Annotated in this window: 13 protein-coding genes and 1 pseudogene; 10 read left to right on the top strand and 4 right to left on the bottom strand. The window is 39.5% G+C overall.

The annotated features are described in order from the left end of the window. Positions 1–30: 30 nt before the first annotated feature. Positions 31–1,002 carry an RNA-guided endonuclease InsQ/TnpB family protein gene (locus H6G44_RS18915; RefSeq protein ID WP_199291888.1) on the bottom strand — a complete coding sequence of 324 codons (972 nt, stop codon included), beginning with the start codon at positions 1,000–1,002 and terminating at the stop codon, positions 31–33. Between the two features lie 61 nt (positions 1,003–1,063). Between H6G44_RS18915 and H6G44_RS18910 the strand changes: the two genes are divergently transcribed. From H6G44_RS18910 to murI, 5 genes are all read left to right on the top strand, one after another. Next, entirely contained in the window at positions 1,064–1,222 is a 159-nt protein-coding gene (locus H6G44_RS18910; protein ID WP_190388092.1) for a hypothetical protein, read from the top strand. 153 nt (positions 1,223–1,375) lie between these two features. Next, complete coding sequence (locus H6G44_RS18905; protein ID WP_190388093.1) at positions 1,376–2,782, top strand: cation:proton antiporter; 1,407 nt, start codon at positions 1,376–1,378, stop codon at positions 2,780–2,782. A gap of 426 nt (positions 2,783–3,208) precedes the next feature. Then, on the top strand, positions 3,209–5,050 hold the full coding sequence (locus H6G44_RS18900) for an N-acetylmuramoyl-L-alanine amidase (protein ID WP_190388094.1): 1,842 nt from the start codon (positions 3,209–3,211) through the stop codon (positions 5,048–5,050). Positions 5,051–5,290: 240 nt separating this feature from the next. Beyond that, positions 5,291–7,159, top strand: a complete 1,869-nt coding sequence (locus tag H6G44_RS18895; RefSeq protein WP_190388095.1) for an N-acetylmuramoyl-L-alanine amidase — start codon at positions 5,291–5,293, stop codon at positions 7,157–7,159. Between the two features lie 65 nt (positions 7,160–7,224). Then, positions 7,225–8,070 carry a glutamate racemase gene (gene murI / locus H6G44_RS18890; RefSeq protein ID WP_190388096.1) on the top strand — a complete coding sequence of 282 codons (846 nt, stop codon included), beginning with the start codon at positions 7,225–7,227 and terminating at the stop codon, positions 8,068–8,070. A 48-nt stretch (positions 8,071–8,118) separates the two neighbouring features. On the opposite strand, the gene H6G44_RS18885 is transcribed toward murI, so the two are convergent. Continuing rightward, positions 8,119–8,316 (bottom strand): hypothetical protein, encoded by a 198-nt coding sequence (locus tag H6G44_RS18885; RefSeq protein WP_190388097.1) that lies wholly within the window; start codon positions 8,314–8,316, stop codon positions 8,119–8,121. Positions 8,317–9,144: 828 nt separating this feature from the next. On the opposite strand from H6G44_RS18885, the gene sds reads away from it, so the two are divergent. After that, the gene (sds, locus tag H6G44_RS18880) at positions 9,145–10,113 is read left to right on the top strand and encodes a solanesyl diphosphate synthase (RefSeq protein WP_190388098.1); all 969 of its coding nucleotides are present in this window, start codon (positions 9,145–9,147) and stop codon (positions 10,111–10,113) included. 63 nt (positions 10,114–10,176) lie between these two features. Here sds and H6G44_RS18875 read toward each other — a convergent pair whose 3' ends face one another. Further along, the gene (locus H6G44_RS18875) at positions 10,177–10,650 is read right to left on the bottom strand and encodes a hypothetical protein (RefSeq protein ID WP_190388101.1); all 474 of its coding nucleotides are present in this window, start codon (positions 10,648–10,650) and stop codon (positions 10,177–10,179) included. A gap of 209 nt (positions 10,651–10,859) precedes the next feature. Here H6G44_RS18875 and hetZ point away from each other — a divergent pair, with 209 nt between their 5' ends. The 4 genes from hetZ (at position 10,860) to remA (ending at position 16,222) form a co-directional block, all read left to right on the top strand. After that, a complete protein-coding gene (gene hetZ / locus H6G44_RS18870) occupies positions 10,860–12,047 on the top strand; it encodes a heterocyst differentiation protein HetZ (protein ID WP_190388099.1) in 1,188 nt (395 codons plus the stop codon). A 148-nt stretch (positions 12,048–12,195) separates the two neighbouring features. Beyond that, complete coding sequence (locus H6G44_RS18865) at positions 12,196–13,017, top strand: PatU (RefSeq protein WP_242031803.1); 822 nt, start codon at positions 12,196–12,198, stop codon at positions 13,015–13,017. Positions 13,018–13,282: 265 nt separating this feature from the next. Further along, positions 13,283–15,601, top strand: coding sequence for a transglutaminase TgpA family protein (locus tag H6G44_RS18860; protein ID WP_190388100.1), 2,319 nt, complete (start codon positions 13,283–13,285; stop codon positions 15,599–15,601). A gap of 354 nt (positions 15,602–15,955) precedes the next feature. Next, a complete protein-coding gene (gene remA / locus H6G44_RS18855; RefSeq protein WP_015080662.1) occupies positions 15,956–16,222 on the top strand; it encodes an extracellular matrix/biofilm regulator RemA in 267 nt (88 codons plus the stop codon). A gap of 247 nt (positions 16,223–16,469) precedes the next feature. Here the strand turns inward: remA and H6G44_RS18850 are convergent. Then, positions 16,470–16,549: pseudogene (locus tag H6G44_RS18850) on the bottom strand (IS200/IS605 family transposase); the annotation flags it as partial.

Genomic DNA, 16,549 nt, shown 5'->3' with positions numbered 1-16,549 from the left:
AAATCAGTTATGTTCATTGGATGGAAGATATTATGAAATGTTGACATTTTTACCCTTGATAATACTAGTATACTTAAATATGTAAAGTTTTGTAACGACATTCAACATTTCTGTTTTTGACCCAAGATTTATAGAGTCTTTTTGTCCGACATTCCAACCAAAAACGACAGTACCAATTTTATGATTAATGCAATGGTTGATTGCGATCCGCGCTGCTTTATTAACTGCATCCCTCATTTGGCGATTACGCTTTTCTGTTATTGATGCTAATTGCTTAGACCAAAAACCTTGAGGTTGATTTTCTTTGAGAACCGAAACGCGTTTATTGTACCATTGGTTAACCGACTTTAACTTGCGCCCATCAATTAGAAATGATGTACCAACGTTGCTGACACAGGTTAGCCAATTATTCAAACCGTGATCAATTGATAAAACATTCTCAGTATTTACGTCGGGTTTGAGAGAAGATATTTTATAAATTAACTCCAAATAAAATTCATTATTTCTTGGCAGTATTCGATATTCTTTGATGTCCTTATGCTCTAAATTAGAGGGCATGGGAACATAAAAAGCGTCAAGCCCAAACCAAACTTTTACCTTGCTACCCATTGGGAATCTTAGTTTACCGTCCTTTAATTTAATAGCTTGTCCAGGAAAAGTTATAAGATTTAATCCACCCTTCCGGTATCCAGGTAGTTTGGGTTTTTGAATTACCGTACCCCTCTTAATCCCTTTCAAAAGTCCAATATAAGATTTGAAAGATTCCGCCACAGTTGTTAAACATTGCTGTGCAGCTTGAGAATGCATCGCTCCAAAATGGGAATTACTTGCTAACTTACGATGCAAGTCAAACTTACTAGGAATTTTACCCGTCCTGAAAAACAATTGCCTGGCATAATAAGTCCCGCAATTAGCAAGTTTATTTGACTCCCCGCACAAGAACTCAAAAATCGCTCCTAGCTCCTGATTGGGACTGATTAATATTTGTTGGCATCCATACATACATTGCGTGATTCTCCCTTTGTCTTATAATAACACAATGTACGAATAACTGCAATACATTATGAAAGACAAAACAGTATCAGTTCGACTCTCAGAACGCAGAAAACACAAGCTGCATTTGTACGCAGCGCAAAGAGAAAAAACCATTACCGCATTGATAGAAGATTGGGTAGATAGTTTAAAGTTGAAAGAAAATAAAGATAATATTGAAGGCGGTTAAAACCGCCCGTGTCGTTTTTCATCCCCTGTCTGTTCGCCCTTGTCGTTCCCGAAGGTTAGCACGAAAGACGGAACTAGAGTTCCTGTTTCTCAGGGGCTTTCAAACTTTCCGGTTTTCCTGGTAAAAATAAAGAAATTATTATTTAGATAACCAATGCAGCTTATCAGTGCAACCATTCCCATATTAGCGACAGAAACCGTAGACAGTTCCATGGTATTAGCCGCCGTGCTATTAAGCTTAGTCGTAATTTACTTCGCCAGCAAACTGGGTGGAGAATTATGCAACAAAATCGGCTTACCAGCAGTTTTAGGTGAACTTCTCGGTGGTGTAGTTATCGGTGTCTCCGTACTCCATTTATTAGTCTTCCCAGAAGGTGGTACAGACGCTTCTAATTCCTTAATCATGACCTTCCTGCAACTCACCGCTGGATTAACCCCAGAAGCCACACCACAGGTATTTGCAGTCCAGTCCGAGGTAGTTTCAGTTTTATCAGAATTGGGTGTAATTATCCTTCTGTTTGAAATTGGCTTAGAATCGAACCTCAAAGACCTCATGGCCGTTGGTGTTCAAGCCTTCGTAGTGGCTACAGCAGGGGTAATAGTCCCCTTTGCTGCGGGTACTGTGGGATTAATGACCATATTTGGAATTAGTGCCATTCCGGCCATTTTTGCTGGTGCAGCTTTGACAGCAACCAGTATTGGTATTACCTCCAAAGTGCTTTCCGAATTAGGACGGTTAAATTCTAAAGAAGGACAAATAATCCTTGGTGCAGCCGTTATTGATGATGTCTTGGGAATTATCGTTCTGGCGGTAGTTGCCAGTTTAGCTAAAGATGGTGTCGTAGATGTCGGTAACGTCATTTATTTAATTATTAGTGCCAGTGCTTTTCTAATTGGGGCGATAGTTTTCGGTAATATCTTTAATAAATCATTTGTAGCGATCGCTGATCAACTCAAAACTAGAGGTGAATTAGTCATTCCCGCCTTCATTTTTGCCATAATCATGGCTTATCTCGCCTCTGTCATTCATCTAGAGGCTATTCTGGGTGCTTTTGCCGCCGGGTTAGTCCTTGAAGAAACCGACAAACGGAAAGAACTGCAAAAACAAGTTATCCCCATTGCGGATATGTTAGTTCCCGTCTTCTTCGTCACAGTTGGGGCAAAAACCGATTTGGGAGTCTTAAATCCAGCCATTCCCACCAATCAGGAAGCCTTAATCATGGCAACTTTCCTGATTACAGTTGCCATCATTGGTAAAGTAGTGACAGGCTTAACAGTATTTGGTCAACCGGGCATTAACCGCTGGGCCATTGGTGTGGGGATGATTCCCCGAGGTGAAGTCGGCTTAGTATTTGCTGGTGTAGGTGCTGCTAGTGGTGTCCTCTCAAAACCATTAGGAGCAGCAATTATTATGATGGTTATTATTACCACATTTATCGCTCCTCCCCTGCTAAGATTCGTATTTCCAGAATCAAATACCGCCACAAATTTAGACAGCAACTCTGAAAAATTATTAGCAGTAGAAACACCACAATCTCTCAGCACTACAAAAGACAATTAGTAATTTGAATGTCACCACAATCTCTCGGTAAAACCCACAGAAAATATTTAGAAATTTGATCTACTGTAGGTTCTACATTTACTATATCAGGAGGTTGGAGGAAACTTCTTTTATCCAATCTCCGTCTTCTATAATATTGGCACTCTCTAATTTTAACAATGGTTATTATTCCTACTTTTAAATGCTTCAGAAACAAATTAATATAGAAGATTATTTACCCTTGGTATAAGTTTTTCCTTGTTTCCCATTTTCGTAGTCTTTATCATGTTTTGTATGCCCATTTTTCATAATAGTGTTCAGTGTTTAAAGATGTTTTCAATAATTATCGTCAATAATCCAGCCAACTATGTCAGAAATTGACATTAGGGGGTGTTTTTTATATGTATACCAGGCATTAATTATTAATTTAGCTAAGGAGAAAAACCCGTGAAATTACAATGGTTAATACCTGCTACCTTTGGTACTGTAATTATGCTATCGTCACCAACTTTAGCAGCAAAATTAGAATCTTGGCGATTTGATCGTTATCAAAATCTATTAGAAATTAATACCAATAGTCCTGTAAAACCAGAAGCACAACTCATTTTTAACCCCACTCGTTTAGTAATTGATTTACCGGGTGTAAAATTGGGACGTTCCCAGTTACCTCAACAAATAGGTGGAGGAATTCGGGAGATTCGTGTTGGTCAGTTTGATGAACAAAAAACCCGAATAGTTTTAGAACTGAATCCTGGTTATAACCTAGATCCTCAACAAATAAAATTTCTGGGTAAAAGTCCTAATCGCTGGACAGTGCAATTACCAAAATTAGCAACTGATTCAAGCTTATCTACCACTAACAATACCACTAGTAATAATAATAATTACAATCTAGCTAATATAGACCCCCAACTTAAACCAGAGTTTTCACCTATTGCTAACAACAGTAAAGCAACAACTCAAATTGAGAAATTACAAATCACTGGGGATGGATTTTTTATTCGTACTAATGGTGGTAATCCGCAAACGAGAATCATCAGAAGCCAGGATAAAACTACTATATTTCTTGATATCCTTGGTGCAACTGTATTACCCAGTTTAACTCAAGGAAATTTAGCAGTTAATAAATATGGTGTGGACAGCATTGGATTTACTCAATTGCAAACAACACCAACATCTGTTCGCATCACCTTAAAAGTAAACGAAAATAGCCCTGACTGGCAAGTAACTTCCAGTAGTAGCGGTTTAGTCGTACTTCCTAGCAAGAGAATTGTTAATGCACCGGAAAATGAGAATTTTCCCCCAATCAGAACAAATAACAGTTCTCCAGCTACAATTCAATCTGTAGAACTTACAGACAATGGTACACAATTACTGATTAGAGCAGACCAAGTTATATCCGCTACCACAGGTTGGGATAGAAGCTCTGGTTTGTTTCGGATTACCATTGCCAATGCTAAATTAGCTAACGAGGTACAAAAGCCCACATTAGATCCTAATAGTTCTATTCTCAAACTCCGTCTCCAATCTCAACCGCCAAATACTGTAGTTATCTTGATTCAACCTGCATCGGGTGTTACACTAAGTGTACTCAATCAAGAGGGAGACAAATTTCTGGCTCTCAAATTGCAACGATATCGTCAGATCAGGCCAATTGTAAATTTACCTCCCTTATCACCACCAAAGCAGCCACTACCTGACCTAAATTCAAGTCAACCACAAACTAGACCACGACGACCCGTTCGCCAAGGAAAAATAGTAGTTATAATTGACCCCGGACATGGTGGTAAGGACCCAGGTGCGATTGGTATTGGTGGAGTTCAGGAAAAGAATATTATTTTACCCATTGGGAAAAGGATTGCGGAAATTTTAGAACGAAATGGCATCCAAGTAATTATGACAAGAGATTCTGATTACTTTGTTACTTTACCAGGACGAGTAACAATGGCAGAACAAGCTAATGCTAGTGTATTTGTCAGTATTCACGCTAATTCAGCCGGTGAAAATCGTCCAGAAGTTAGTGGCTTAGAAACATATCATTACGACACTGGGTTAACACTAGCTCGGATTGTTCATAGTAAAATTCTGCAAAGTCTTAATATCAGAGACAGAAGCGTACGGAGAGCTCGGTTTTATGTTCTCCGTAAAAACTCTATGCCCGCAATTTTAGTAGAAACTGGTTACTTGACTGGTAGAGACGATGTTGCCAAACTAAGAACTTCAGCTTATCAAAATCAAATGGCTGAAGCGATCGCCCAAGGTATTCTTCAGTATTTAAGATCAAGATAATCGTAACTCTTATTACTTATCATCTTATGCCATTACTAATGCTAGAAAAAAGAATTTGTTGACCAAATAGTAATACTAAACTGATTGTATGCTAAAATGTTACGCCATTAGCCGTACCTTACCGCCAACTCAAAAATCTTTTACCTGAGCAAAGTTAAATTTGCAGCGATAATGGTCTGAAGATTAGCCCATAAGTTGAGATATTGACAAATTCCATAATATGAATCAGGAGAAAGGATTGTGAAACTACATTGGTTAATACCTAGCACTTTTGGAACAGTCTTCATGCTATCTTCGCCCGCTTTGGCCGCGAACTTAGACTCTTGGCGGTTTGATGCTAATCGAAATCGTCTAGAAATTAACACATCTAGCCCTGTCCAACCCCAAGCCCAACTTATTTTTAACCCCACTCGCCTGGTAATTGACTTACCAGGGACCAAATTGGGTCGTCCGTCATTCACACAACAGATTGGTGACAAAATTCGCACTATTCGCATTGGTCAATTTGATGACCAAACAACACGCTTAGTTGTAGAACTCGCGCCTGGTTACACCTTTAACCCCAACAAAGTCAAATTTGTTTCCAATCGTAACCGCTGGACAGTAGAATTACCACAGCCAGAGGTGGTTTCTGGGCAAACGGTCGAACCATCACTACCTCCAAGATCAGATCAATCATCTGAGTCAATACCGGATTCCAGAAGTATTTACAACGTAGTCACCACAAATCGAATTACCCCATCAAACCGAGAAACAAATCCAGGGGTAATGCAAATTGATAAATTGCGAGTTACGGGAGATGGTTTTTTCATTAGCACCAGTGGCGGAAATCCTCAACTACAAGTTAATCGCAGTCAAGATGATCGCTCTTCTGTCAATATTGATATCATTGGCGCGGTTTTATCACCAAATATGGAACAACGGGATGTAGTGATCAATCGCTATGGAGTCCGTCGCATCCAATTTAGTCAATTATCCAGTTATCCATCTGCTGTTCGCATGACCTTACAATTGGATAATCCTAGTCGTAATTGGCAAGCAATATCTAGTGTTGACAACGGTTTTGTAGTGATTCCAGATCGTTTCGGTAAATTGTCTAATGATGATCAATCCTCTGTAGCATTACTTGGTGATTCCCCCGCGACTATTCAATCTATAGAAATAGCTGGAAATGGCACACAATTACTAATTCGCGGCGACCAAGCTATATCTGCTACCACTGGCTGGGATAGAAATTCCCGTTTATTTCGTATTACCATCCCCAATGCTAAATTAGCCAATCAGTTTAAAAGTCCCACTTTTAACAGTAATAGCCCTATTCTGAAAGTTCGCCTCCAACCCCAATCTCCTAATACTGTAGTTGTTCTTGTCCAACCTGCATCTGGTGTCTACTTAGGTGGAATTAATCAAGTTACCTCTCGGTTATTAGCGCTACAATTACAAACTGATCCCCTGGCTCAACGTCCTCTAATTACACCATCTGAACAACCTATACCAGTATTAGATCCTCCAGGCTTTGATACAGATCCTTCACAAAAAGGATTCCAGGAACGTTCACCAGTTCCTAAAGGCAAAGTTTTGGTAGTTATTGATCCAGGACACGGTGGTAAAGATTCTGGTGCTCCTGGTCTGGGTGGTTTACTAGAAAAGGATGTTGTTCTACCTATTAGTACAAAGCTTGCAAGAATTTTGGAGCAAAACGGTATACAAGTTGTACTCACACGAGATGCTGATTTTTTTGTAGAACTCCAAGGACGAGTGGATATAGCTAAACGTGTTAATGCTACTCTGTTCGTCAGCATTCACGCTAATTCTGTAGGTAATCGATCTGATGTAAATGGGTTAGAAGTCTATTATTATGACAGTGGTTATGCCTTAGCAGATACTGTTCGCCAAGCTATTCTCCAAAATATTAGTACCCTTAATAATAGAGGAACTCGTAAAGCTAGATTTTATGTTCTGAGAAAAAATTCTATGCCTGCTATTTTAGTGGAAACTGGCTACATGACTGGTCGGGAAGATAATCCTCGTTTAAGATCACCAGAATACCAAAATCGTATGGCTGAGGGAATAGCTAATGGTATCCTTAATTATTTAAAACAACGATAATTATTGTTAATTGTTTGTTATTTTTTACTATTGACCACTAACCACAATCTACATTCATATTTTCTGTGCATTCACCTTCTATTTTTGATACAATCTCCTCTCAAGAACCGCAACGCGCTCCCATTGGGGTATTTGATAGTGGTGTCGGTGGCCTAACTGTACTACGACAAATTTACCAACAACTTCCCAATGAATCAATTATTTATGTGGGGGACACAGCCCGTCTTCCCTATGGTATTCGCTCCCAACTAGAAATTTTACAATTTGTTCGAGAAATCCTCCATTGGATGCAGCAACAACGGGTGAAAATGGCAATTATGGCTTGTAATACCAGTTCTGCTCTGGCATTAGATATTGTCCAGCAAGAATTTAATTTCCCGATTCTAGGGGTGATTTTACCAGGAGCAACGGCAGCAGCACAACAAGGACGACGTATTGGCGTGATTGCTACCCCAGCTACGGCTCAAAGCAATGCCTATCGTCAAGCTATTTTAGCAATTCAACCCAATGCCCAAGTCTGGCAAGTCAGTTGTCCAGAATTTGTACCACTAATTGAACAAAATCGCATCCGTGATCCTTATACTACTGAAATAGCTAAAACTTATTTAGAACCTTTGATTGAGAAAGAAATAGATACTTTAGTTTATGGTTGTACCCATTATCCCCTGATGTCACCAGTTTTGCGATCGCTTCTGCCTCCCCAAGTCAAACTGATTGACCCAGCAGTTCATGTCGTCGCTACTTGCTCTCAAGAATTAGATGTATTAGGTGCTAAGAATATTCATCCACCCATGCCTACGCGCTTCGCCGTTAGCGGTTGTCCCCGACAATTTAGCCAATCTGGTTTACAATGGTTGGGCTATACCCCAATGGTAGAACAAGTATGTTTTACCGAGGCTGTCCTATCTTAACAGCAAAAAGTAGGGGCAAGGATTGACCTCCACCCCTGTAAGTTGCTTTCATTGACTATTAACAGCTTCCGTCACCTTTGCAGTTAACTCTCTTTGCTGGTTGTACTCATTTTTGGTGTGATTTAACCCGCCGTAAGAAATACCTCTTCTGCCTGTTCGTTTTGCTAATGCTAACAGTAAGTACACACTAAACAAGTATCCAGCAGCTAAAATAAATATCATCATAGGCATATTTCCGTAAATCATTGTCCCCCCCATCTCTGATAAAGAATATGAAATTTTATACAAAAGCAGCAGAACTTTAGTTAATCAAGTGTATGGTTGATTACTTTAGTTAGCATCACAAACTGGCACAGCAGAAAACTAATCCTCTCTGTCCAGTTAATTATTTTCTTTAATATCAACTTTCCCAGTCCCCACATCCGATAGCAGTTATAAATTGCTATATAGCAAACTATAACCGCGCTCATCAGCAGTTTACCCAGACTGTTTTATTGACCTCATACCGATTTACATAAATGTACGCTAATTCTCAACGTATTCAGAAGACGTTGAGTTAGTTCCATAACCGGAAAAGCATAATTTGACTAAAAAGGTATGATCTTCGCGCAAAAATTGGGAATAATTCCCATCTTCTTATCTTGAGCGACGAGTTATTTTAGACTCACAACACTATTGCGTAAAACCACCCGACGATAGTTCTACTTTGGAAGTGAATAATCTGAAAAGTTTAATATCCTTAGGTATTAGCCTAACACAACTAGATTGAATTTGAAGCTAATTTCTAGACTAAATTTAAAAATTTTTCGTTGGTAACAGCTAGTTTGAGTCTAGTGACAATGCGTGTCATTTTATTAACGTTGTATTCCGACTATTTACGCAATTATGGACAAGCCAAAAATTAATCAATCTTTAGAAGTTATTAATAATAACATATTTATGATCTAATTTTTGGGTAAGTCCTAGAGATATTGAAAATCATATTGGTGGAGGAAAACTTTGCGCTGACACTGGGTTATCTTAAAATTAAAGAATATGTAAACTTTCGTAACCTAAGCCAGAGTCCGCCCATCCATGACCCCAACCACATCCCTGTTTACCCCTGTGGAAGCAGACTTGCAAATACTAGCAGATAACCTTAAACAGCTAGTGGGAAATCGCCACCCCATTCTTTATGCTGCAGCCGAACATTTATTCGGTGCTGGGGGAAAGCACCTCAGACCTGCCATAGTGCTGCTTGTATCGCGGGCAACTATAACGGAAGATATTACAGCGCGTCACAGAAGATTAGCAGAGATTACAGAAATGATCCATACAGCTAGTTTGGTACATGATGATGTAGTGGATGAGTCAGATGTTCGACGTGGTGTACCCACTGTACATAGTTTGTTTGGTAATCGCATTGCTGTACTTGCAGGGGACTTCCTCTTTGCTCAATCGTCTTGGTATTTAGCGAATCTAAATAATTTAGATGTTGTCAAATTACTGTCAGAAGTAATTATGGATTTAGCCACTGGAGAAATCCAACAAGGGCTAAATCGTTTTAATACTGATCTGTCTACGGAAACTTACTTGCAAAAGAGCTATTACAAAACAGCTTCATTAATTGCCAACAGTTCTAAAGCAGCGGGATTAATTAGTGAAACTTCTCGTGAAACTGCCGAACACTTATACAATTATGGTCGCCATTTGGGTCTTTCCTTCCAAATCGTAGATGATATTCTCGATTTCACCAGTTCAACAGACACCCTGGGCAAACCAGCCGGTTCTGACCTGAAAAGTGGTAATTTAACAGCACCAGCTTTATATGCCTTGGAAGAAAAGCCTGATTTAAAAGTCTTAATTGAACGAGAGTTTGCCCAGGAAGGGGATTTAGAGAAAGCATCAGCGCTAATCCATGATAGTCGAGGTATCCAGCGGTCTAGGGAATTAGCCGCCCACCACGCCAAATTAGCTGCCGAGCATATCAGCATTTTAGAACCTTCAGAATCACGACAAGCCTTAATTAATTTGACTGATTATTCAATAAGTCGGCTCTGCTAAAAAATTGAGGGTGATTTCAGATTTGGGATGAGGAGATTTAAAATCCCAAAATCCCAAATTTATTTAGGCAATATGAGGAGGAACCGTTTTTTGGCCTTTAAATTTCTGTAATCTTTGCTGAATCAGCTTTTCTAGCTGAGAACGCTGTATTTCTACAGTATGAGTGAGACTTCCGGGTATTTCTATAAAAACAATACTGTGTACTGGTTTGAGAGCTACCAATTGGAATAAAATTGGGATAACATCCATGAGGGTTGGCAGCAAGTGAGGGTCACGCCCAGCATCTGAGATTAGGGAAACATCTTGTATGGTAGGGAAAGCGTAAATAATTTGCTTTTCTATTTCTGGATTTGCCCGATTGCTCAATGTGGTTAAAACCCAATCCTGCTGAGAATTTTGGAGAATACAGTATTGGTAGTGGTTTAACTTTCGGGCAACAGCGATTAAGACAGGAGCAATTGATGCCATAATTTGTGGTGTCATGCCGTCCTGGGGTGCATTGTCTATCAGCAATTGAATTTGTGCTTCTAAATCCATCATGAGTTGTAAATGACTTTTGGATAATGGCGAACATGGGCAAGAAATATCCCAGTAAATTGGGATTCACAAGTTCAATATTTTTATGCCACACATCCTCACTGTAAATTGGTTTACGTTTGACTTGTACACAAAAACCATGAGGCTATTATCGAAAGTCTGACAAGTCGTGTTCAAAGTATGTTAGGGTCTTTTTGAGAAGTGGGATTATGAATTCAACAGCAAGCGCAACTAATCAGGGGAAAATTTCTATCAGCGTGGAGGTCATCTTTCAATTCCTATTTAAGGAACTTCAACAGTCAACAAAGGCTTCAGCGCAAAATTGTCACGACGTGTCCGTGAGAATTACCAACGAAGTTTTACGGATTTGCAATGAAAGTAAACGCATTCAAACTTCCGGGTCTGTAGAAAGTTCAGCCATGAGCCTAGCTAAACATCGACTACAACAGTGTATTCGGTACTATCAGTTAGGTTCAAGTCGTAGTAGGGTAGAATTACACAGCACACTGAGTGCTATTATTTACCGTTATATTAATCCCCCTCACAAACAATTAAGCTATCAAGGGCGGTTGACAATCATTGAGGATTTCCTCCAGGGTTTTTATCTAGAAGCTTTAAATGCTTTTAGAAGAGAGAACGAATTAGGTTCGACCTATCGCCCCCAAACTCTATTAGAATTGGGCGAATACATGGCATTTACCGAACGATATGGTAAACGTCGGATTCCCCTACCGGGCAAGCAGCAACAGCTAATTATTCTACGAGCGCAAACCTTTTCTAAACAACAGCCGTTAGAAACAAGTGTAGATATAGAACAGGCCTCTGAAGGTGGTAGTGGTGAGTTTGAAGGTACTTGGGAAGAGCCAGCTATTCAACAATTGCGCTCCGCTATGGCAATGCAACCCGAACCAGAGGAAAATACTCTCCGCTCGGTTGTGATTACCGAATTAATAGAATACTTAGAAGAAAAAGAACAGTCTGATTGTGTTGATTACTTTGCTCTTCGTCTTCAGGATTTATCAGCGCCAGAAATTGAGTCAATTTTGGGTTTAACATCTCGGCAACGTGATTACTTACAGCAACGGTTTAAATATCATTTAATTCGGTTTGCTCTTTTACATCGCTGGGAATTAGTACATGAGTGGTTAGAAGTTTCTTTACCCAATAATTTGGGTTTAACTCCAATTCAATGGGAAACTTATTTAGCACAGTTAGATGATAAACAAAGATCTATCTTAGATTTAAAGCAGCAAGGAAAACCTGATGGGGAGATATCTAAAATTGTAGGGTTGTCAATGGCACAATTACAGAAACGTTGGTTTAAGATTCTAGAACAAGCTTGGGAAATTCGTAACTCCTTAGTGTCCGGATCTAGTGCGTCTACCCATGAATGGTAACCTGTATATCTTTACAAAATTATCAACTTGCTTGGGTATTGAAAAATTATAATTCCAACACTTACAAGTATAGGTTGTTATGATGTAAGGAAACTCATGGGGTAAACATTCTTCTGTTGATGGTAGCCAAATTATTGGTAAACTCAAATTGGGAGATATACCCCAAACCTTTCAAATGGGAGAAATTCCTACTGTGCAAGAACGTTTCCAAGCAATTCTTAAGCGTCGGTTACAAGACCAAATAGCCGAAAATCCACCTTTGTTCCCCTGGGAAACACAAGTGGTGGATTACCCTGAGAGTATAGAAGGACAATTAATGGGATTAGTTCCTGTTTGGGGGTGGACTGCCCACCAATCCAAGCTAAGTTTACCTATTTCTTTACCAGAACAAGTTTTTCGGCAATTACTGGAAAAATGTCAAGTGTTGTTGACATCTTCTTTACCCCTAGGAGCTAAATTAGTTCAAGTGGTCGAAAGTATGTTCCCCACGGATACTCAGGTAATTAATGACTTAGCTGGGTTAGTGCTGAGAAGCTCTTATCGTTCAGCTGATACTCTGACAGCTACACCGGATGTCGAGAGTGATTATTTTGACTTACTACCACGGCAACAAATGGCTTTGTCCTTAATGGCGGCCAAGCAATTGTTAGAAAATTTAATTTTGCCGATTTCATTTACTCAGCCACTACTGGAAAGACAATGGCTCACTAGTGTGGGAACTTTGAGTATTCGGGTGGAATTACGCAACTTAGGTAAATCTACGAAGTTGATTGTTCAAGGTGAATTACCAACACCGGGAATTTTACAAGTTCAGAGTCATTATACTCAAGATTGTATAAAATCAGATACTTCGGAAATACCAGTGATTGAATTACAGATTGATAGAAATCAGCCAAATTATACCTTAGCAGTTGAGTTCCCCGAATTAGATCAACAGCCTTTATTGTTGGCTATTCAGGTGAAAATCTAATGTAGAATAATTGCCATATCTAAAAATTAGATGGAAGTCATGGCAATAGATGTATAATAATCTTGATTAGTTCCCTGGGGCTATAACTTAATTCATTCTCCTTGCAGTCAAAAATATCAATATTAAGGGCGTATCTAACTACCTTAGCTATGAGCAGGATACTTGGATACCTATACTACCAGGGGATCTAAGGCTAGGATAGGGGGGGAATCGACACCTAGCATTATGTCCGCAGCGTCTACATCATAGCTTTGGTTACTTAACAATGTTTAATTTATCAAGGATGAATCGGTTTTGGCCTTTACCGAAGCAAATAACTAAGGGAAAATCCTTAGTCAAAGAAGTGGAAAATTCAATTCCTTTACGAGTGCTAGTGATGGTACTGGTAATTTTGGGGATTGTGTCCACGGATATTGCCGGTGAAACTAAATTTAGTCTGTGGACGATACCACTGACTATGGTGGGAACATGGTGGAGTTATTACCGTCGTCGTAGTTCTAATATTCCTATGCAGTTTTGTATAGCCATAGGAATGTTATTGGCTTTAGGTGCTTTTTTTAGGCATTTTATGGCTGATTGGAGTGATACCCGGCTAAGTTTGGCGGAGTTATTGATTCAATTGCAAGTGCTACATAGCTTTGATACTCCCCGACGCAAAGATTTGGGCTATTCGATTGTGATTGGGTTAATATTGGTGGGTGTGGCGGCGACATTGAGCCAAACAATGGCTTTCGCGCCTGTGTTACTATTATTTTTAGCCGTTGCTCTGGCAACTTTAGTTCTAGATTACCGCTCTCGTTTAGGTTTCCAGCACTTTACTACGGGAGAATCGGCCAAAAGAAATTCTAGTTTCAATTTTAAATTTCTAATTTTCAATTTTTTATTAATTTTGGCTTTGGGACTGGGGATTTTTGCCATTTTACCCCGGTTTCCCGGTTATCAACTTAGGTCTTTTCCCGTAAGTGCGCCGCTGAATGTTCCAGAAAATTTTACAGGACGGAGTATTATTAATCCCGGTTATGTCCGTGAAGGTAAGGGTAATAATAGTGGTGGTGGGGAAGGAAAAGCTGGCGAACCGGGACAATTAGATGATAATTTTTATTACGGTTTTAATAGCGAGATGAACCAAAACCTGCGGGGAGGAATGAAACCCAAGGTGGTGATGCGTGTGCGATCGCAAGCAGAAGGTTTTTGGCGCGTCCTGGCTTTTGATAATTATACGGGTAAGGGTTGGAAGATTTCTCGTAATGATCAAGTTACTACTCTGAGAAAATCCCCTTGGTCTTACCGCATTTCTTTTGACTCTCCACCTTTTACGACTGTAACAAAAGAGGTTGTGCAAACTTATAATATAGTATCGGAATTACCTAACCTAATTCCAGCACTGTCCTATCCGAAAGCTTTGTATTTTCCTACACCAGAAATAGCCGTTGATCAGGAGAATGGTTTACGCGCGCCTGTAGGGTTATCAGAAGGGCTAACATATACCGTAGTTTCGGATGTTGCTTACCGCGATCGCTCTTTGTTAAGTAAAGCCTCAACTAAATATCCAGCCAATATTAAACAGTATTACCTACAAATCCCCGCAACAATTGCCGATAAAGTCCGAAAACGCACTGAAGAAGTGCTGGCTAGTTACGACCAACAAAGGGTTTCTCGTTCTCCAGGAACTAAACGCCTAGATTCAACTTACGAAAAAGCTCTTTACTTGGCTCAATATATTAAACAAAATTATACCCTACCCACCGATCCATTAGACTTGCCTTATTTGAGCGAAAAGGATGATTTAGTAGAAAGCTTTTTATTCAAAAATAAAGGCGGTTATCCTGACCATTTTTCCACTGTATTAACGGTAATGCTGCGTTCTGTAGGTATTCCAGCGAGGTTAGTGGTGGGATTTGCACCGGGGGAGTTTAATCCGTTTACAGGGATGTATGTTGTCCGTAATACTGATGCCTACGCGATGACGGAAGTTTATTTCCCTAAGTATGGCTGGTTTACTTTTGATCCAATTCCTGGACATCCTTTGATTCCTCCTTCAATAGAGGAAGATCAGACCTTTAGTGTTTTGCGTCAATTTTGGAATTGGGTAGCTGGTTGGCTACCTTCACCAGTTACAGCGATTTTAAATACGGTATTTGGGACGATATTTAGCTGGTTATTTCTGGGAATAGCTTGGTTTTTAGCTTTATTTACTAAAGGTTGGTTAGGGGTATTAACCGGTTTAATTGTGGGGACAATCGCGGCCTTCTTAGGTTGGTTGGGTTGGGGACAATGGCGTAAGTGGTTAAACATCCGCTGGTTAAAGAAATTACCCCCAATGGAAAGACTGTATCAACAAATGCTACAATGGACTGCCCACAAGGGTTTAGGTAAGCATCCAAGTCAAACATCTTTAGAGTATGCTCAAATTTTATACCAACACCATTCTCCAGAAATAGCTGAATTGATAGATGAAATTTGTCATGCTTATGTGAGTTGGCGTTATGGTGGATATAATCCCGAATGGCAGCAATTACAACAAAGATGGCAAGCATTGAATAAAGGTGAAAAACGTTCTATTTTCGGCTTAAAGATTGGGTAATTGCCGTTAATTAAGGATCAATGTAAATGCTATATAATTAACTGCAACTAGCTTTATGTAGAAACTAGTACGGCAGTACTATCTAGGTTTCCGATTCTCGTCCTTAAAAAAATGATCCCACCCATATTAATTTTAAATTACGAGAAAATGGTCCTAGCTTATATGGATGCAATTCTGCATATATCTTATGGAAGATTTTTAGCGGATTTGATTGATAATATAGCTAAAAAAAGCGTTTGTTATGAAAAAACTCTAGATAACGTGGTTTAAATCGTTGTAACTCCCATTCTTTAGCGATAACATGAGAATAAGTTTACTACAAGCTTTTCATTCTCATTTAGCTGAAATTTTTTTATGGAAATTCAATTAATCAATATCGGCTTTGGTAATATCGTTTCTGCCAACAGGGTTGTTGCCATTGTGAGTCCAGAATCTGCCCCGATTAAACGGATTATAACCGATGCTAGGGATAGAGGTCAACTGGTTGATGCTACCTATGGACGACGGACTAGGGCGGTGATTATCACTGATTCTAGTCATGTTATTCTCTCAGCGATTCAGCCAGAAACTGTAGCTAATCGGTTTGTAATTTCCCGTGATCATCATGTTGTAGATAATTAATCATCGGCAATAGTTACGGAGGTACTATCTCAACTAGACTGGTTTTTTGTCACCATTGCTACAAATTCCTTAGTTTTGAGGCTAATTTGAAAATCAAGGGTTAGTAACTCAATCCCTAAAGGGATTGAGTTTGTAAGAGATTGCAAGCTATACTGGCCAGCCTAAGTATTTTTTGAGAGAGTTCATCACCTCAAACCCTTTGTTTATCTTGGTTTGACCGAAAAGACGGGACACAAGCCCCGTCCTTCTAGGACGGCTTTTCTTGATTCTTGATATACTCTTTCAATATTTCTAGTGGCGCACCACCAACTGAAATAGCAAAATAAC

Source organism: Aphanizomenon flos-aquae FACHB-1287 (genome assembly GCF_014698755.1).
Lineage (GTDB): Bacteria > Cyanobacteriota > Cyanobacteriia > Cyanobacteriales > Nostocaceae > Dolichospermum > Dolichospermum flosaquae.
This window is presented reverse-complemented; position numbering and strand designations above follow the sequence as displayed.